Source organism: Streptomyces sp. NPDC005863 (assembly GCF_042871345.1).
Taxonomy (GTDB): Bacteria; Actinomycetota; Actinomycetes; order Streptomycetales; family Streptomycetaceae; genus Streptomyces.
On sequence record NZ_JBIAII010000008.1, the window covers coordinates 46,793 to 63,922 of the forward strand.

16 protein-coding genes are annotated in these 17,130 nt (G+C 73.1%); 5 read left to right on the top strand and 11 right to left on the bottom strand.

Annotated features, from left to right (window positions below):
• Genes ACFYO9_RS26070 through ACFYO9_RS26080 form a run of 3 tightly spaced genes read right to left on the bottom strand, consistent with a single transcriptional unit; the run spans position 1 to position 3,741 of the window.
• Positions 1-1,716 (bottom strand): L-aspartate oxidase, encoded by a 1,716-nt coding sequence (locus tag ACFYO9_RS26070; RefSeq protein WP_358778475.1) that lies wholly within the window; start codon positions 1,714-1,716, stop codon positions 1-3.
• Positions 1,717-1,771: 55 nt separating this feature from the next.
• Positions 1,772-2,776, bottom strand: coding sequence for a pantoate--beta-alanine ligase (gene panC, locus ACFYO9_RS26075; RefSeq protein ID WP_358778489.1), 1,005 nt, complete (start codon positions 2,774-2,776; stop codon positions 1,772-1,774).
• 26 nt (positions 2,777-2,802) lie between these two features.
• Positions 2,803-3,741, bottom strand: coding sequence for a DUF2520 domain-containing protein (locus tag ACFYO9_RS26080; RefSeq protein WP_355811161.1), 939 nt, complete (start codon positions 3,739-3,741; stop codon positions 2,803-2,805).
• Between the two features lie 178 nt (positions 3,742-3,919).
• Between ACFYO9_RS26080 and ACFYO9_RS26085 the strand changes: the two genes are divergently transcribed.
• Positions 3,920-5,089, top strand: a complete 1,170-nt coding sequence (locus ACFYO9_RS26085; RefSeq protein ID WP_358778476.1) for a beta-eliminating lyase-related protein — start codon at positions 3,920-3,922, stop codon at positions 5,087-5,089.
• Here ACFYO9_RS26085 and ACFYO9_RS26090 read toward each other — a convergent pair.
• Positions 5,046-5,291: a hypothetical protein gene (locus ACFYO9_RS26090; RefSeq protein WP_355811155.1), complete on the bottom strand. Its 246-nt coding sequence runs from the start codon at positions 5,289-5,291 to the stop codon at positions 5,046-5,048. The two genes, ACFYO9_RS26085 and ACFYO9_RS26090, sit on opposite strands and share 44 nt — an antisense overlap.
• 295 nt (positions 5,292-5,586) lie before the next feature.
• Here ACFYO9_RS26090 and ACFYO9_RS26095 point away from each other — a divergent pair, with 295 nt between their 5' ends.
• Positions 5,587-6,693 carry a DUF5937 family protein gene (locus tag ACFYO9_RS26095; RefSeq protein WP_355811152.1) on the top strand — a complete coding sequence of 369 codons (1,107 nt, stop codon included), beginning with the start codon at positions 5,587-5,589 and terminating at the stop codon, positions 6,691-6,693.
• Between the two features lie 41 nt (positions 6,694-6,734).
• Here the strand turns inward: ACFYO9_RS26095 and ACFYO9_RS26100 are convergent, their stop codons facing one another.
• Together ACFYO9_RS26100 and ACFYO9_RS26105 are read right to left on the bottom strand one after the other, a co-directional pair.
• Positions 6,735-7,403, bottom strand: coding sequence for a response regulator transcription factor (locus ACFYO9_RS26100; RefSeq protein ID WP_355811150.1), 669 nt, complete (start codon positions 7,401-7,403; stop codon positions 6,735-6,737).
• Positions 7,404-7,465: 62 nt separating this feature from the next.
• Entirely contained in the window at positions 7,466-8,668 is a 1,203-nt protein-coding gene (locus ACFYO9_RS26105) for a sensor histidine kinase (RefSeq protein WP_358778477.1), read from the bottom strand.
• Positions 8,669-8,774: 106 nt separating this feature from the next.
• Here ACFYO9_RS26105 and ACFYO9_RS26110 point away from each other — a divergent pair, with 106 nt between their 5' ends.
• Positions 8,775-9,827 (top strand): SAM-dependent methyltransferase, encoded by a 1,053-nt coding sequence (locus ACFYO9_RS26110; RefSeq protein WP_358778478.1) that lies wholly within the window; start codon positions 8,775-8,777, stop codon positions 9,825-9,827.
• Here the strand turns inward: ACFYO9_RS26110 and ACFYO9_RS26115 are convergent.
• Positions 9,792-10,967 (bottom strand): NADH-quinone oxidoreductase subunit D, encoded by a 1,176-nt coding sequence (locus tag ACFYO9_RS26115; protein ID WP_355811141.1) that lies wholly within the window; start codon positions 10,965-10,967, stop codon positions 9,792-9,794. The genes ACFYO9_RS26110 and ACFYO9_RS26115 overlap by 36 nt on opposite strands.
• A gap of 71 nt (positions 10,968-11,038) precedes the next feature.
• On the opposite strand from ACFYO9_RS26115, the gene ACFYO9_RS26120 reads away from it, so the two are divergent.
• Both ACFYO9_RS26120 and ACFYO9_RS26125 read left to right on the top strand, forming a co-directional pair.
• Positions 11,039-11,551 carry a PH domain-containing protein gene (locus ACFYO9_RS26120; RefSeq protein WP_355811138.1) on the top strand — a complete coding sequence of 171 codons (513 nt, stop codon included), beginning with the start codon at positions 11,039-11,041 and terminating at the stop codon, positions 11,549-11,551.
• On the top strand, positions 11,548-13,017 hold the full coding sequence (locus ACFYO9_RS26125) for a PH domain-containing protein (protein WP_388666619.1): 1,470 nt from the start codon (positions 11,548-11,550) through the stop codon (positions 13,015-13,017). The genes ACFYO9_RS26120 and ACFYO9_RS26125 overlap by 4 nt, the downstream gene beginning before the upstream one ends.
• Before the next feature lie 195 nt (positions 13,018-13,212).
• Here ACFYO9_RS26125 and ACFYO9_RS26130 read toward each other — a convergent pair whose 3' ends face one another.
• From ACFYO9_RS26130 to ACFYO9_RS26145, 4 genes are all read right to left on the bottom strand, one after another.
• Positions 13,213-14,370, bottom strand: a complete 1,158-nt coding sequence (locus ACFYO9_RS26130) for a hypothetical protein (protein WP_358778479.1) — start codon at positions 14,368-14,370, stop codon at positions 13,213-13,215.
• Between the two features lie 260 nt (positions 14,371-14,630).
• Entirely contained in the window at positions 14,631-15,596 is a 966-nt protein-coding gene (locus tag ACFYO9_RS26135) for an ABC transporter substrate-binding protein (RefSeq protein ID WP_358778480.1), read from the bottom strand.
• Between the two features lie 58 nt (positions 15,597-15,654).
• The gene (locus ACFYO9_RS26140; protein ID WP_358778481.1) at positions 15,655-16,317 is read right to left on the bottom strand and encodes an ABC transporter permease; all 663 of its coding nucleotides are present in this window, start codon (positions 16,315-16,317) and stop codon (positions 15,655-15,657) included.
• Positions 16,314-17,042: an ABC transporter permease gene (locus tag ACFYO9_RS26145; protein WP_358709834.1), complete on the bottom strand. Its 729-nt coding sequence runs from the start codon at positions 17,040-17,042 to the stop codon at positions 16,314-16,316. Before ACFYO9_RS26145 ends, ACFYO9_RS26140 begins: the two co-directional genes overlap by 4 nt.
• Between the last annotated feature and the right edge of the window lie 88 nt (positions 17,043-17,130).

Genomic DNA, 17,130 nt, shown 5'->3' on the forward strand with positions numbered 1-17,130 from the left:
TCACTGCTCCTGGAGGCTGGGACGGGTCGGAGGGAAGTCGTGGGTCTCGGTGGTGTGCGCCGCCAGCGTCCGGTCCGGATTCAGGCGTACGACGATGTGGCGCCGCCAGGCGGTGTCGTCGCGGTCGGCGTGGTCCTGGCGCCAGTGGCAGCCGCGTGTCTCCGCGCGGCGCTGGGCGGCGGCCACCAGGACCCGTGCGACGCAGAGGAGGTTGGTGGCCTCCCAGGTGTCGACGCCGGGCTCGGAGGTCTTGCCGTGTTCGGCGAGGGCGCCCGCGGCCTCGGCGTGGATGCGGGCCAGCCGGTCCGCGGCCCGGGCCAGGGAGTCGGCGGAGCGCAGCACTCCGGCGCCCTCGGTCATGACGCGCTGGATGGTGAAGCGGGCCTCGGGCGGCAGCAGCGGGTGCGTGGGCGTCTCGGGCTGGGTGACCGGGGCGGGCACGCGCGCGTGGAGGGCGTTCTCCGCGTGCCGGGCGGCGATGTCGTCGGCGATGCGCTCGGCGTAGACCAGGCCTTCGAGCAGGGAGTTGGAGGCGAGCCGGTTGGCGCCGTGGACGCCGGTGCAGGCGACCTCTCCGCAGGCGTACAGGCCGGGGACGGTGGTGCGGCCGTGCCGGTCGGTGCGGACGCCTCCGGAGGCGTAGTGCGCGGCGGGGGCGATCGGGACGGGCTCGGTGACCGGGTCGATGCCGTGGGCGCGGCAGGCGGCGAGGATCGTCGGGAAGCGGTTCTCCCACATCTCGGCGCCGAAGTGCCGGGCGTCCAGGTACATGTGCTGGGTGCCCTTTTCCAGCATGCGGCGCGTGATGCCCTTGGCGACGATGTCGCGCGGCGCGAGCTCGGCCAGCTCGTGCTGTCCCACCATGAAGCGCACGCCGTCGGCGTCCACCAGGTGCGCGCCCTCGCCCCTGACGGCCTCGGAGACCAGCGGCTGCTGGCCCTCCGCGTCCGCGCCGAGGAAGAGCACCGTCGGGTGGAACTGGACGAATTCGAGGTCGGAGACCTCGGCGCCCGCGCGCAGGGCGAGCGCGACGCCGTCGCCCGTGGAGACGGACGGGTTGGTGGTGGCGGCGAAGACCTGCCCCATGCCGCCGGTCGCGAGGACCACGGCGGGGGCGTGCACGGCGCCCACGCCGTCGTGCTGGCCCTCCCCCATCACGTGCAGGGAGACGCCGGCGGTGCGGCCGTCGGCGTCGGTGAGCAGGTCGAGGACCAGCGCGTTCTCCACGGTCGGTATGCCGCGCGCGCGGACCGCTTCGACCAGGGCGCGGGAGATCTCCGCGCCGGTCGCGTCGCCGCCCGCGTGCGCGATGCGGCGGCGGTGGTGACCGCCCTCACGGGCCAGCTCGATGGCCCCTTCGGGGTCTCGGTCGAAGTGGGCGCCGGTGTCGATGAGGCGGCGTACGGCACCGGGGCCCTCGGTGACGAGGGTGTGGACGGCCGCCTCGTCGCAGAGGCCCGCGCCGGCCACCAGGGTGTCGTCCAGGTGCTGTTCGGGGGTGTCGCCCTCGCCGATCGCCGCCGCGACGCCGCCCTGCGCCCAGCGGGTGGAGCCGTCGTCGAGGCGGGCCTTGGTCACCACGACGGTCTTCAGGCCGGCCGCCGAGGCGCGCAGGGCGGCCGTCAGACCGGCCACTCCGGAGCCGACGACCACGACGTCGGCGTCGAGGGACCAGCCGGGGGCGGGTGCGTACAGCCGTATGCCGGTGGCGCTCATGCGGGGACTCCGTTCAACCGTACGGACGCTGTGCTCGGTCGCGGGTGGCGCGCGCTCATAGGGCGGCTCCGAACGTCAGCGGGATGTTGTCGATCAGGCGCGTCGAGCCGACCCGGGCGGCGACGGCCAGGACGGCCTCGCCCTGGTGGCCGGGGCGTACGTCGGTGAAGTCGGCCGGGTCCACCAACGCCACGTAGTCCAGCTCCAGCGGGGGGCTCAGGCGGGCCGCGTCGTCCAGGACGAGGCGGGCGGCCGCGACGACGGCGGCCGGGCCGCCGGACGCGGAGGGCTCCGCGGAGTACGCCACGGCGTGCGCGTCGGCCGCCGCGCGGGACTCGCCGATCTCGCTGAGGGCGACGGCACGCGCGCGCGTGGCGGGGGCGCTCGCGGCCCGCGCGCGCAGGGCCTCCTGTGCGGCGTGCCGGTCGCGGCCGGCGAAGAGGGCCTGGGAGAGGGCGAGGGCGGTGCGCCGCTCGTCCGGGGAGAGGTAGCGGTTGCGGCTGGAGAGGGCCAGGCCGTCGTCCTCGCGGACGGTGGGGATGCCGACGATCTCCGCGGGGAAGTTCAGGTCGCGCACCATGCGGCGGATCAGGGCGAGCTGTTGGGCGTCCTTCTGTCCGAACAGCGCCATGTCGGGGGCGGTGAGGTGCAGCAGCTTGGCGACGACGGTGAGCATGCCGTCGAAGTGGCCGGGCCGTGTGGCGCCCTCCAGGACGGTGCCCATGGGGCCCGCGGTGATGCGGACCTGGGGCTCGCCGCCGGGGTAGACCTCGTCCACGTCGGGGGCGAACACGACGTCCGCGCCCGCCTGTTCGGCGATCTTGACGTCGGCTTCGAGGGTACGGGGGTAGCGGTCGAGGTCCTCGCCCGCCCCGAACTGCAGGGGGTTCACGAAGACGGTCACGACGACCTCGCCGTCGGGGCCCGCGGCGCGGCGGGCGGCGCGGATCAGCGAGGCGTGTCCGTCGTGCAGGGCGCCCATGGTCATGACGACGGCCCGGCGGCCCGCACGCGCACGCGTACGAAGGGCCGCGCCGGTGTGCAGCAGGTCGGCACTCATCGGGTCGGTGCCCATCGGGTGGGTGCTCATCGGTCTCCCCCTTCGGTGCCGCCGGTGCCGGCCGCACCGTGGGCGAGGACGCCGAGGAGGTCCTCGGCGAGCTCCGGCTTGAGCAGGCCGTGGGCGAGGGCGCGGTCGGCGGTGGCGCGGGCCATCGCGAGATAGCCGGGGACGGTCTGCGGGGCGTGCTTGCGCAACTCCGCGACATGCGCCGCGACGGTGCCCGCGTCGCCGCGCGCGACGGGGCCGGTGAGCGCGCCGTCGCCGGAGCGCAGGGCGTTGTCCAGGGCGGCCCCGAGCAGCGGGCCGAGCATCCGGTCCGGGGCGGTCACTCCGGCGTCCTTGAGCAGGTCCATGGACTCGGCGACCAGCGTGACCAGGTGGTTCGCGCCGAGGGCGAGAGCCGCGTGGTAGAGCGGGCGCTTCTCCTCGTCGATCCACTCCGGTTCGCCGCCCATCTCGATGACCAGGGCCTCGGCGGCGAGCCGCAGCTCCTCGGGGGCGGTGACGCCGAAGGAGCATCCGGCGAGGCGCTGTACGTCGACGGCGGTGCCGGTGAACGTCATGGCGGGGTGCAGCGCGAGCGGCAGGGCGCCGGCGCGCAGGGCGGGGTCGAGGACCTGGGTGCCGTACCGCCCGGAGGTGTGCACGAGGAGCTGGCCGGGGCGGACGGCGCCGGTCTCGGCGAGGCCCTCGACGAGGCCGGGCAGGGCGTCGTCGGGGACGGTCAGGAGGACCAGGTCGGCGCGCTCCAAGACCTCCGCGGGCGGGACCAGGGGCACGTCGGGCAGCAGGGCGGCGGCTCGTCGTACGGAGCTGTCGGAGACCCCGGACGCGGCCACCGGGCGGTGCCCGGCGAGCTGCAGCGCCGCGGCGAGGGCGGGGCCGACCCGGCCCGCTCCCACGACTCCGACGGTGAGCCTCGCGGGGCGGTCCCGCGGGTCTGGCTGATGCGATGCGTTCACGCTGCGGCGCCTTCCGTTCCAGTCCGCTCGGGGTACCGGACGATTTCTCGTCATGTTAACGCTATCGGTCGGCGCCGCGTCTGCCGCTGTCCACAGGCTGTGGCTGTTCGTATGACCGGTGGCCGGTGGCTGTGGATATCCGTGTGCCCGGTGGCCGCGGGCGGTCCATGCTCTGAGGATGCCCTCCCACAGCACAGTCGAAGAGCGGTCCGAGCCACCGGAACGGCTCGCGTCGGACCGGCGCCGCGCCGCCCACCGCAGCGCGGCCCGCACCCTGCACCGCGCCGCCGTCCACGTCCCGCTGACCGAGCGCCTCTCGGCCCTGGCGGCCGCCGCCCCCGAGGTGGCCGGCCCGGACGAGCCCGCCGACGTGTACGGCGACTCCGTCGTGGCCACCTTGGAAGCCGAGGTCGCGCGGCTGCTCGGCATGGAGGACGCGGCGTTCTTCCCGACCGGCACCATGGCGCAGCAGGTCGCACTGCGCTGCTGGGCGGGCCGTACCGGGAACGCGACCGTGGCGCTGCACCCGAAGGCGCACCCCGAGCTGCACGAGGGCGGTGCCTTCTCCGTGCTCAGTGGCTTGCGGACGGTGCACCCGACGGGCGAGCCGCGGCTGCCGACGGCGGACGAGGTGCGCGACTTCGACGAGCCCCTCGGGGCGCTGATGCTCGAACTGCCCCTCCGGGACGTCGGTTACGTCCTGCCGGAGTGGGAGGAGCTGGAGGCGGTCGTGGCGGCGGCCCGCGAGCGGGACGCCGTCGTGCACTTCGACGGCGCCCGCCTGTGGGAGTGCACGGACCACTTCGGGCGCGGCCTCGACGAGATCGCCGGGCTCGCCGACTCGGTGTACGTGTCGTTCTACAAGTCCCTCGAAGGGCTGGGCGGCGCCGCGCTGGCCGGCCCGCGCACGCTTGTCGAGGAGGCCAGGGTGTGGCGCCACCGCTATGGGGGGCAGGTGTTCCAGCAGTTCCCCACGGCGGTCTCGGCGCTGCTGGGCCTGCGGCACAGACTCCCCCGGCTGCCGGTGTACGTGGCCCACGCGCGCGTGGTCGCCGAGGCGCTGCACGAGGGGTTCGCGGCGGCCGGGGTGCCCTTCTCGCGCGTACATCCCGAGCGCCCGCACACCCATCAGTTCCAGGTGTGGCTGCCGTACGCGCCGGACGTGCTGGCCGAGGTCTCCGTGGCGCAGGCCGAGGAGACCGGCACGCTGCTCTTCGGGCGCTGGTTCGCGGATGGGCCGCCGGGCCTCTCGGTCACGGAGGTCACCGTAACCGAGGAGGGCCTGGCGTGGACGGCCGACGACGTCAAGGAAGCGGTCGCGGAGTTCGTGCGCCGGCTCCCCCGCTGAGCCGGCCGGCGTGCACGAGCCGGGCCAGGGCGGCGCGGAACCGGCCGTGGGCGGGGCGTTCCGCCACCACGGCACGGAAGCGTCCGTAGTCGCGGACCTCGCGGACGGCCTGCCAGTCGCCCTGGCCGGGGGCGGGCGGCGTCGGGGCACCGTGCTGGGCGGCGCGGTAGGCGTCGAGGAGGTACTGCTGGGTGACGCTCATGACGGAACACCTCTCGTAACAAATGGTACTTAACGGACATCGATGGGCTGGGGGTCTCGCGGAGGGGGTGAGTTGGATGGGGGTGGGTCGGATGGGGGTGGGTCGGATGAAGGCGGCCGGTCAGGTCGGCCGGTCGGGGTGTGGCCGGTCAGGGTGGCCGGGCGTCGGTCGCGGCGACGCTGCCGCGTTTTCCGATGACCACAGCTTGCTCCCGCCGCCCCGTCGGCGTCGCGTCGATTGACGGGCGCCGTCAATCGACGGCCGCGCTGTCGGTGGCACGGTGCACCATGGGGCCATGAGCGTGCGCATCGACATCACCGGGCTGACCCAGGAGCGCATCCACGTCGTGCCCTCCCCCCTGGCCGAGCTCGGCATGGCGCTGCACGCGCTGTCCGAGCCGGGCCACCACCCGGGCCTCCAGGGGTGGGTGACGGCGGTCTCCGCGCGTCTGGACCCGTGCCTCGCGGACCGCATGTGCGAGGCCGACTTCCTGTGGCGCACGACGTTCTCGGACGTGTTCGCGCCGTTCGCCGGCATCCAGGGGCAGAACGCCCTCCCCGGAGCCACGCTCGCCGAGGAGCTCGACCAGCTGGACAAGCTGACCGACGAACAGTTCGTGGACGCCGCCCTGGAGTTCACCTGCCAGTCGACGTACTCGGAGCCGAACCGCGAGATCCTGACCGACCCGGCCGTGCAGCGCCGCGCGCTCGACCTGGCGGCGGCCCGCGGCCCCCAGCAGGTGCTGTTCACCAAGCGGCTGCTCACCGACCCGCCGGTCGTCCGCGCGTGGTTCCGCACCCTCCTGGAGGACTGCGAGGAGGCCTTCTTCGCGGACACCTGGGCCCGGCTGCACCATCAACTGGCCGCGGACGCCCGGCACAAGACCGACCTGCTGCGGCACAAGGGCCTCACGGAGACCCTGAAGGCGGTCTCCGGGGCGCTCTCCCTCGACGAGAGCGGCCGGACCATCACCGTCGACAAGATCACCGAGGGCCAGACCCACACGGCCTCCGGAGGCCTCGTCCTCGTCCCGACCAGCCTCGGCTGGCCGCACCTCATGGTGCTGCACCGCAAGGGTTGGCAGGCGTCGATCACGTACCCCGTCAGCACCCCCGGCCTCACCTCGCCGCCCACCGTCGAGCAGCTCACCCGCCGCATGTCCGCGCTGGCCCACCCGGTGCGGATGCGGCTGTGCCGGCACCTCGCGCGCGGGGCGTACACCACGAGCGAGCTGGCCGACTCGCACGGCATGACGGCGCCGGAGATATCCCGGCACCTGACCGTCCTGAAGAAGGCCGGCCTGATCACCACGCGCCGCCGCGGGCGCTATGTGCAGCACCAGCTGGACATCAGCGTGGTCTCACGCCTGGGCAGCGACTTCATCGAGGGCGTCCTGCGGTAGGCCGAGCCCACCCCGCGGCTCGCCCCCCGACGGGCGCGGGTCTACGCGCCCCCGGCCCGTACGAGCCCCGTCTCATACGCGAGGACGACGACCTGCACCCGGTCCCGCAGCTCCAGCTTGGTCAGGATGCGGCCGACGTGCGTCTTCACGGTCGCCTCCGACAGGACGAGGCGCGCCGCGATCTCGCCGTTCGACAGGCCCTGCGCGACGAGGATCATCACCTCGCGCTCCCGGTCGGTGAGGCGCTCAAGGCGCTTGTTCTGCGGCTGGCCGCCGGTGTTCGGCAGCATCGGCGCGAAGCGGTCGAGGAGCCGGCGCGTGGTGGACGGCGCGACCACCGCGTCGCCGCTGTGCACCGAGCGGATCGCGGCGAGCAGCTCGCCCGGCGGCACGTCCTTGAGCATGAAGCCGGACGCGCCCGCCTTCAGCCCCGAGAAGGCGTACTCGTCGAGGTCGAAGGTGGTCAGGATCAGCACCTTCGGGGGGTTCGCGTCCTGGCAGATGCGCCTGGTCGCCTCCACGCCGTCCAGTTTGGGCATGCGGACGTCCATCAGCACCACGTCGACCGCGGTCGCGCGCAGCACCTCCAGGGCCTCGACACCGTCACCCGCCTCGGCCACGACGTCCATGTCCGGCTGGGCGGCGAGCACCATCCGGAACCCGGTGCGCAGCAGCACCTGGTCGTCGACGAGCATCACGCGGATCGACATCAAGAGAGTCCCTTCGGGAAAGGTTCGGTGCGGGTGTCCGAGGGTGGCGGATGTCCGAGGTGTCAGTGTGCGGGCTTGAGCGGCAGCAGCGCGCTGATGCGGAATCCGCCGCCGGGGCGCGGCCCCGCGTCCAGGGTGCCGCCGACCATGCCGACGCGCTCCCGCATGCCGATCAGGCCGTGCCCGCTGCCGTCGGCCCCGCCGTCCTCGTACAGCTCGTGCGGCGCGCCCTTGCCGTCGTCCTCGACGAGCAGCCCCAGGCCGTCGTCGAAGTAGACCAGGCGCACGCTCGCCCCGGCGTTCTCCCCGCCGTGCTTGCGGGTGTTGGTGAGTGCCTCCTGCACGATGCGGTAGGCGGTCAGTTCGACGCCGCTGGGCAGCGGGCGCGGGGTGCCCTCCACCTTGAAGTCGACGGGCAGCCCCGCCGTACGGACCTGCTCGATGAGCTCGTCGAGCTGCTCGACGTCGGGCTGCGGGACGTACTCGCCGCTCTCCTCGGGCTCGCCGGTGCGCAGCACGCCGAGCAGCCTGCGCATCTCGGCCAGCGCCTGCCTGCCGGTGCCCGAGATGGTTTCCAGGGCCTTCCTTGCCTGGTCGGGCGCGGTGTCCAGGACGTACGCGGCGCCGTCGGCCTGGACCACCATCACGGAGACGTTGTGCGCGACGACGTCGTGCAGTTCGCGGGCGATCCTGGCCCGTTCGGCGGCGACCGCGACCTTCGACTGCGCCTCGCGCTCCTTCTCCAGGCGGTCGGCGCGCTCCTCCAGCTGGGCCAGGTAGGCGCGGCGGGTGCGGATGGAGTCGCCGAGCACCCAGGCGAGGGCGAACGGCACGATCTGGAAGATCGTGAAGAACACGTTGCCGACGACGCCGGAGTTCTCCGAGGGCCAGCGCATCATCGACAGCGGGGCCGCGCACAGGCCGCCGATCAGCGCGAACCGTGAGGCCCACTTCGCCCCGACGGCCGCCGCCGTGTAGATGATCACCAGCATCGCGAAGTCCGAGGGCAACGTCTCCACGTCGAAGACGAGCTGGACGAAGCCGATGACCGCGGCGAGCACCAGCATCTTCTCGGGCGCCCGCCGACGCAGCGCCACCACCACGGAGAGGCCGACGACGACCGGGATCGCCACGGGCGTCGGGTCGTATCCGTTGCCCTCGGACATGGTGACCAGACCGATCCCGGAGATCCCGAGGAGGACGAAGGCCCAGAAGCCGTCGACCCATGTCGGGTGTCTGCGGAAGAAGTCGTAGAGGCGCTGCACGTAACCCAGCGTAGGCAGCCCCGCGAGCCCCTCGGGTCAACCGGAGGTCCGATCCCTGTCGGGCACATGTACTCCCCAAGGTGGAGGCCCGCTTAGCCTGCGGGCTGTGACGAACGACAACACCGAAGCGGGCACGCGCGCCCCGCGCGGCTGGCGCGAGGCGACGGAGGCCGCCCTGTACGGGCCCGACGGCTTCTACCGCCGCCCCGAGGGGCCCGCCGCCCACTTCCGCACCTCCGTGCACGCCTCGCCCCTGTACGCGGCCGCCGTGGCGCGGCTGCTGTGTCGTCTGGACGCGGCGCTCGGTCGCCCGGACGAGCTGGCCTTCGTCGACATGGGGGCGGGCCGCGGCGAGCTGACCACGGGCGTTCTCGCCGCGCTCCCCGCCGAGGTGGCGGCACGCGTACGCGCGTACGCGGTGGAGCGCGCCGAGCGCCCGGCCGGCCTCGACCCGCGCATCGAGTGGCGGGCCACGCCCCCCGCGGGTGTCGCGGGGCTGCTCTTCGCCAACGAGTGGCTGGACAACGTGCCCGTGGACGTCGTCGAGGTGGCGCCCGACGGAACGCCCCGCCTGGTGCTCGTGGACGACGACGGCCGTGAGTCGCCGGGCGGCCGCGTCGAGGGACCGGACGCCGACTGGCTGGCGCGCTGGTGGCCGCAGGCCCACGAGCCCGGTCTGCGCGCGGAGGTCGGCCGCTCCCGGGACGAGGCGTGGGCGGGGGCCGTGCGGGCCCTGAGGCGCGGTCTGGCGGTCGCGGTCGACTACGCCCACGCCCGGGACGCCCGGCCGCCGTTCGGGACGCTGACGGGCTTCAGGGCGGGCCGGGAGGCGGCGCCCGTGCCCGACGGCAGCTGTGACATCACCGCCCACGTGGCGCTGGACGCCTGCGCGGGCGAGGGCGCGGCGCTGCTCGACCAGCGGGCGGCGCTCGGCGCCCTCGGCGTGAGCGGCGGACGCCCGCCGCTGGCCCTCGCCTCCAGCGACCCGGCCGGCTACGTACGGGCCCTCGCGCGCGCGGGCGAGGCCGCGGAACTCACCGCGCCCGGCGGCCTCGGCGACTTCGGCTGGCTGCTGCAACCGGTGGGCGTGGCCCTGGAGGCGGTGTTTCCGGAGGCGGCGGGCCTACTTGTCGATGTCCCCGACCACGAAGAAGAGTGAGCCGAGAATCGCCACCATGTCCGCGACGAGCTGCCCCGGGAGCAGCTCGGCCAGCGCCTGGATGTTGTTGTACGAGGCGGAGCGCAGCTTCAGGCGGTACGGGGTCTTCTCGCCCTTGCTGACGAGGTAGTAGCCGTTGATGCCGAGGGGGTTCTCGGTCCACGCGTAGGTGTGGCCCTCCGGGGCCTTGAGGACCTTGGGCAGGCGCTGGTTGATGGGGCCCTGCGGGAGCTCCGCGAGCCGGTCCAGGCAGGCGTCCGCGAGGGCGAGGGCGTTGTGCGTCTGCTCCAAGAGGCACTCGAAGCGGGCCAGGCAGTCGCCCTCCTGGCGCGTGACGACCTTCAGGGTGTCCTGCAGTTCCCCGTACGCGAGGTACGGCTCGTCACGGCGCAGGTCGAAGTCGACTCCGGAGGCGCGGGCGATGGGACCGCTCACTCCGTAGGCGTGCACCGCCTCGGCCGTGAGGACGCCGACGCCGCGCGTACGGCCGCGGAAGATCTCGTTGCCGAGCACCAGACGGTCGTACACGTCCATCCGCGAACGCACCGAAGCGACCGCCGCACGCGCGCGCGTGGGCCAGCCGGCGGGCAGGTCCTCCTTGAGGCCGCCGACGCGGTTGAACATGTAGTGCATGCGGCCGCCGGAGATCTCCTCCATCACGTTCTGGAGCTCCTCGCGCTCGCGGAACGCGTGGAACACCGGGGTGATGCCGCCCAGTTCGAGCGGGTAGGACCCGAGGAACATCAGATGGTTGAGCACACGGTTCAGCTCGGCGAGCAGGGTGCGCATCCAGACGGCCCGCTCGGGCACCTCCATGCCGAGCATCCGCTCCACGCCCAGGACGACGCCCAGCTCGTTCGAGAACGCCGACAGCCAGTCGTGGCGGTTGGCCAGCATCACGATCTGCCGGTAGTCCCGGGCCTCGAAGAGCTTCTCCGCGCCGCGGTGCATGTAGCCGATGACCGGCTCCGCGTGCTGGATGCGCTCGCCGTCCAGGACCAGGCGCAGGCGCAGCACGCCGTGCGTGGACGGGTGCTGGGGGCCGATGTTGAGCACCATGTCGGTGCTCTCGGCCGCTCCGCCGATGCCGAGCGTGGTCTCCATGGGGGCCTGCGGCGTGGACTCCGTCGTGGGACTCATGGCGACAGTCTCTCGTACGGGCGGCCGCGCGTGGGCGCCCGGCTGTCACAGGGCGTACGTACGCTGGGGGCATGGAAACGGGGACGGCGGGGCCCGCAGGACCGGTCGGCGACGCGCGGGCGGAGCCGGTGTGGATCGGGCTGCCGCGCGGTCTGCTGCGGTTGCGGCGGCTGCTCCTGGTGGTCTGGCTGGTGCCGCTGGCGGCCGCCGTCGGTGTGCTGCTCGGCCTCTTCGTGGGCCCGGTCTGGGCCGCCTTCGCGCTGGTGCCGCTCGCCGCGGTGGTCTGGGGCTGGCCGGTCCTCGGGCGGAACTGGCGCTCGTGGCGGTACGCGGAGCGCGCCGACGACCTGCTCATCAGCCGGGGCGTGCTCTGGCACGAGGAGACGGTCGTGCCCTACGGCCGGATGCAGCTCGTCGAGGTCACGTCGGGCCCGGTGGAGCGGCGCTTCGGCCTGGCCAGCGTCCAGCTGCACACGGCCGCGGCGGCCACCGACGCGTGCATCCCCGGCCTCCTCCCCGAGGAGGCCGAACGCCTCCGTGACCGCCTGACGGAGCTCGGCGAGGCCCGATCGGCGGGGCTGTGAGCGGGGTACGGCAGGGCGGTGAGGCCGGGGGCGGGGGCCGCGAGGTGCTCGGCGACGCCGAGGCGGGCGCGGCCGGCACGGGCGCGGACGGCACCGGTACCGGCGTGGACGGCACGGGCGCGGACGGCACCGAGGCGGGCGCGGGCGGCACCGGAGGCGGTTCTGGAGGCGACCCTGGGAGTGAGCGGCGGCTGCACCCCGTCACGCCGCTGCGGCGCGCCTGGGCGCCGTTCACGATCGTGGCCGGCTGGGCGATCCACGATCCGAACAGCGCACAGCAGCGCCTCTCCCAACTCACCGCCACCACCCTGCTCCTGGCCAGCGCCGCCGTCATCGTCGGCGGCGCCCTCTACGGCTTCCTGAGCTGGTGGTTCACCCACTTCTCCGTCACCGACACCGAACTGCGCATCCGCACCGGCCTGTTCTTCCGGCGCACCGCCCACATCCGGCTCGACCGGCTCCAGGCCGTCGACGTGACACGGCCGCTGCTCGCCCGTGTCGCGGGCGTCGCCAAGCTCAAGCTGGACGTCGTCGGCGCGGAGAAGAAGGACGAACTGGCCTACCTGGGCGAGCGCGAGGCCGCCGAGCTGCGGGCCGAACTCCTCGCGCGGGCGGCCGGTTTCGCGCCCGAACAGGCGCGCGAGGTCGGCGAGGCGCCCGTACGGAACCTGCTGCACGTGCAGCCGCGCATGCTCGCGGTCTCGCTCCTGCTGACCGGCGGCCCGTGGGTGCTGCTGGTCGCCGCGCTCGCGGTGCCCACACTCCTCTGGCTCGCCACGCACAACGTATGGACGGTCCTCGCGACCGCCATTCCCATGCTGGGCGGCGCGTTCGCGAGCAGTGGCGGCCGCTTCATCAAGGAGTACGACTGGACGGTGGGCGAGTCCCCGGACGGCCTCCGCATCGACTACGGACTGCTCGACAAGGCCCACGAGACGGTGCCGCCGGGCCGCGTGCAGACCGTGCACATCGTGCAGCCGCTGCTGTGGCGGCGGCTCGGCTGGGTGCGGGTCGAGCTGGACGTGGCGGGGTCGGCCAACGGCGTCCTGGTGCCGGTGGCGCCGCGCGCGCAGGCGGCCGCGGTGATCGGCCGGGTGCTGCCGGGCGTGCGGGTGCCGGACGCGGACGAGCTCGTACGGCCGCCCGCACGCGCGGCGTGGTGCGTGCCGCTCTGGTGGAAGGGGTACGGGCTCGCGATCACCGAAGAGGTCTTCGCGGCACGCCACGGCCTGCTCAAGCGCCGCCTCTCGCTCGTACCGCACGCGAAGGTGCAGAGCGTGCGGCTCTCCCAAGGCCCCTGGGAGCGGCACAAGGACGTTGCGGACGTACGGGTGGACACGGGCGCCAACAAGACGGTGACGGCCCGCCTGCGCCCCACTCAGGAGGCGCGGGCCCTCCTCAACTCCCAGGCGGACCGCTCCCGCACAAGCCGCAAACAGGCCCGCCCGGACCGCTGGATGTCCTGAGACGTCCAGTGGTTCAGGGGCGCGGGGAACTGCGCACACAGAACCGCAGTCTCCCCGCGGAACCGGCCGACAGCGAGCCGGCTGACCTAGGGGCGCGGGGAACTGCGCAAAAAACCCCAGCCACCCCGAACCCGCAGCCGACAAACGACACCGGCCCCCCAACCCCCCGAAGAACCGCCAAACCCAGCGGAGCGCTCACGCTCGGAGAGCCGTCCTCAGCCCCGCCACATCGATCTGTTCCGTCTCGTCATGGGCCGTCAGGTCGATGACCTGGCCGACACCCCGCGCCGCGTCGTCCTCGGGCGCGTTCTTGAACTCGCCCTCGGACTCCGCCTTGTGGACCGCGAGGGCCTCCTCGCCCACCACGTCGGCGAGGTCCGCGTTCTGCACGGACTCCAGCGCCGCCGGCGCCACGTTCTTCGTGCCGAAGAAGTCGAAACCGCCCTGGGGAACCGGGCGCCGCACCTGCGCGGGCGGCGCGACGGCGACCGCGCGCTCGTGCCCGCCCTGTCCGTCGGCCGCCCCGGGCTTCCCCCGCGACTCGCCCTCCGCCTCGGGCGGTGCCTCGGACCTCGGCCGGGGGGTCATACGGTCGAGCGCCGCGTTGGCCCGCAGGAACAGCGAGGGAGTGGGACTCGTACCGGGCCGCTCCGAACGGCCGGCGGAAGCGGAAGCGGAACGCCCCGCACGCCCCGACGCCTCACCCTGAACCGGCACCTCACCCTGTAGCGGCACCTCACCCTGTACCGGCGCCTCGCCCGCCACGGGCCCCCGTACCGGCACCTCACCCCGCGAAGGCGCCCCGCCAGGCACCGCGGGCACCAAGTCCTCGGCACCACTGCCGGAACCACCCGCGGCCGGCCCCGCTCCCGCCGCAGGCAACGCGGGCGCCGGCGAGGACGCCTCGATGGCGAGCAGCCGCCGCCCCTCAAGGGCGCTGGCCCGCTCCGTCTCCGCGGTGGCGTACCGCCGCAGCAGCGCGGCGTGTTCGTTGCGCAGCGCAGCCAGCTCGGACCGCTTGGCGCGCAGCTTCGTCTCCAGGCGGACCCGCAGCTCGCGGGACTCCTCGAGGTCGGACTCGGCCTCGGCTATCCGTTCCTCGTAACGCCACTCGTCGCTCGCGCGGGCCCGGCCGAGCTCGGCGACGCGCTTGCCGGCCGCCTGGTCCCAGCGCCGCATGACGACCGAGCCGACGACGGCGGCGGCCGCCGCGGCCGCGACGAGCCCGCGGAGCACGATCGGTTCCGCGAACATCCAGGCGCTGCCCGCGCTGAGAACAGAGACGCCGGCGATCGTCGACGGAGGAAGCAGCCTGTGCAGGGGTGGGGAATGGCGGTGACGTCCACGTGGCATGGCCAGAAACTTACCGCGCGTAGGCGAAGTCTGGTGCCCCGCCCGGCAAAAAGCAGGCGTCTCATCCATATCTCGCCACAACTCCCCACCCCTCGGCCGCATTGCTTCAGCGGTCAACGTCCGCATCGACCATGCGACTTCTCCGGCATTTCCTTGATCAACTTCGCCTCGGCCCCGCGCACACCCCGAAGAACGGGGCCGAGAACGACTCCAGGAACCGACTCCGGGAACCCGAGCCCTGGACTCCCGGAACCCGAGCCCTAGATCAGCCCCTTCGACTTCAGATACTCGTTCGCGACATCCGCTTCCTTCTGCCGCTCCTCGTCGACCTTCCGGTTGAGTTCGATGAGGTCGTCCGTCGTCAGCGTCTTCGTCAGCTTCCCGAGCGCCTCGGCTATCTCCTTGCCGCCGGCCTCCTTCGCGTTCACCACGGGAAGGATGTTGTCCGCGTTCTGCAGCTTCTTGTCGTCCTCGAGGATGACGAGGTCGTAGTTCTTCAGCGTCGCGTCGGTCGTCGTGGTCAGCACCAACTGGTCCGTGCCGTTCTTGACGGCCTGCTTGGACTGCGTGGTGCCGACGCCCTTGGGGTCGATTCCGTCGACGTCGATGCCGTACTTCGACTTCAGGCCCGGCGCGCAGAACGGCCGGGTCTCGCATTCGTCGCCCGCCGCGATCTTGACCTTCTCGCCCGACCTGCCGAGATCCGAGAGGGTCTTGAGCTTGTGCTCCTTCGCGTATTCCGCGGAGACCGCGAACGCGTTCTGGTCGACCGCCTTGCCGGCCGGAAGCACCTTCAGGCCCTGCGGCTTCGCGAGCTTCTCCAGTGCGCTCACCGTGGTGTCCAGATCGCTGGAGGCCACGGTCTTCGCCTTCGGGCCGTTCTTCTCCAGGTTGAGGAATTCCGCGAGCGTCGCCGCGTATTCGGGCGCGACGTCGATGGAGCCCTTCTTCAGTTCGGGCTTGTAGATCTCGCGGTTCTGCACGGTCTTGACCTGCGCGTCATAACCGGCGTGCGACAGGACGCCCGCATAGAGCTCGGCCAGCACCTTCTGCTCGGTGAACCGCGCGGAGCCCACCACGATCGAGCCCTTGCCGCCGTCGCCCGCCTTGTCCGCCCCCTTGTCCTCCAGGTCATCCCCGCCGCACGCGGCGAGCCCCGCGGTCAGCGCCACGACGACCGCGGCCGCCCCTGCCATCCGTCGCGCGCGACGCGTTGTGCTGTTCATCGGTGAACCACCATTTCGAAAGGGAAGGAAACAAGAACTCGCCGTACCGGACCGCGTCCTAGCGCCGCATCGGGTCGAAGAGGCGCCCGGCCACCACCAGGACGCCCTCCACCAGCAGCGCGAGCAGCGCCACGAGGACGGCGCCCGCCACCACTTGGGGCGTGTTCTGCAGGTTGAAGCCGGCCGTGATGATCCGGCCGAGGCCGCCCTCGCCCGCCATCGCGGCGAGCGTGGCCGTGGCGACGACCTGCACACCGGCGGACCGGACGCCGGTCATGATCAGCGGGTACGCGAGCGGCAGCTCGACCCGCGCGAACAACTGGCCGCCGCTCATGCCCATGCCGCGCGCCGCCTCCACCACCGACCGGTCCACCTCGCGCATCCCGAGGTAGGCGTTGGTCAGCAGCGGCGGGACGGCGAACAGCACCAGCGCGATCAGCGTCGGCGCGTCGCCGTGCTCACCGAGCGGGGTGAGGGTGAGCAGGATCAGCAGCGCCAGCGTGGGCACCGCGCGGCCGACGTTGGAGATGTTGACCGCGAGGGCGCCGCCCCGGCCGATGTGGCCGAGGTAGAGCGCGAGCGGCAGGGCGATGGCGCAGGCGACCGCGAGGCAGACCCCGCTGAAGTACAGGTGCTCGGCGAGGCGGTGCCACACCCCCTTCTCGCCCTGCCAGTTGGCGCCCGTGGTCAGCCAGTCGTACGCCCCGGTGATCGCGTTCATGCAGGCTCCGCCACCTTGGCCGTGGCCGCCTTCCGCGCGGCACGGCTCGTCCGTATTCGATGGGGTCTCGTCCAGGGCGTCAGCCACCGCTGGAGCCCGAGGAGCAGCAGGTCGGCGACGACGGCGAGGAGCACGCAGAGCACCGACGCCGTGAGCACCTGGGCCTTGAAGGTCGTGTCGAGGCCGTCGAGGATGAGGGTGCCGAGGCCGCCGTAGTCCACGATGGCGCCGACGGTGGTGAGGGCGACCGTGGAGACCGTGGTGATGCGGATGCCGGCCAGCAGGGCGGGCAGCGCGAGCGGCAGCTCCACCTCCCACAGCAGCCGCAGCGGTCCGTACCCCATCCCCTTGGCGGCGTCCCGCGCCTCGTCGGGGACGGCCTGGAGGCCGGCCAGGATGTTCCGCACGAGGACCGTCAGGGAGTACAGCACGAGGCCCGTGACGACCAGCGAGGCCGAGAGCCCGAAGAAGGGCAGCAGCAGCGAGAACATCGCCAGCGAGGGGATCGAGTACAGCACGGTCGTCACGCCGAGGATCGGTCCCGCGAGGAACCGCACGCGGCGCGCGAGCAGCGCGAGGGGCAGCGCCACCGCGACGCCGATGGCCACCGACACGACCGTGATCCCCACGTGTTGCAGGGTCGCGTCGATCAACTCCTGGCTGCGGGAGCGGACGTATTCCCCGCAGATCCAGTCGTTCGTCACCAGACAGTTCCGCTCGGCCACGCGCCCCACCTCCCCCGAATCCCCGGACGTATGCCGTACACACGTCCCCCCGTGTCCTGGCGACCCTAACGCGCGGCACCGACAATCG

Bases quoted from the DNA above. Each gene is read 5' to 3' on its own strand.
- ACFYO9_RS26095 (WP_355811152.1), top strand. From the start codon at position 5,587: ATGAGCGTGCGCATCGACATCACCGGGCTGACCCAGGAGCGCATCCAC.
- panC (WP_358778489.1), bottom strand. From the start codon at position 2,776: ATGAGTGCCGACCTGCTGCACACCGGCGCGGCCCTTCGTACGCGTGCG.
- ACFYO9_RS26090 (WP_355811155.1), bottom strand. From the start codon at position 5,291: ATGAGCGTCACCCAGCAGTACCTCCTCGACGCCTACCGCGCCGCCCAG.
- ACFYO9_RS26140 (WP_358778481.1), bottom strand. From the start codon at position 16,317: ATGAACGCGATCACCGGGGCGTACGACTGGCTGACCACGGGCGCCAAC.
- ACFYO9_RS26115 (WP_355811141.1), bottom strand. From the start codon at position 10,967: ATGAGTCCCACGACGGAGTCCACGCCGCAGGCCCCCATGGAGACCACG.
- ACFYO9_RS26070 (WP_358778475.1), bottom strand. From the start codon at position 1,716: ATGAGCGCCACCGGCATACGGCTGTACGCACCCGCCCCCGGCTGGTCC.
- ACFYO9_RS26100 (WP_355811150.1), bottom strand. From the start codon at position 7,403: ATGTCGATCCGCGTGATGCTCGTCGACGACCAGGTGCTGCTGCGCACC.
- ACFYO9_RS26130 (WP_358778479.1), bottom strand. From the start codon at position 14,370: ATGCCACGTGGACGTCACCGCCATTCCCCACCCCTGCACAGGCTGCTT.
- ACFYO9_RS26085 (WP_358778476.1), top strand. From the start codon at position 3,920: ATGCCCTCCCACAGCACAGTCGAAGAGCGGTCCGAGCCACCGGAACGG.
- ACFYO9_RS26135 (WP_358778480.1), bottom strand. From the start codon at position 15,596: ATGAACAGCACAACGCGTCGCGCGCGACGGATGGCAGGGGCGGCCGCG.
- ACFYO9_RS26120 (WP_355811138.1), top strand. From the start codon at position 11,039: ATGGAAACGGGGACGGCGGGGCCCGCAGGACCGGTCGGCGACGCGCGG.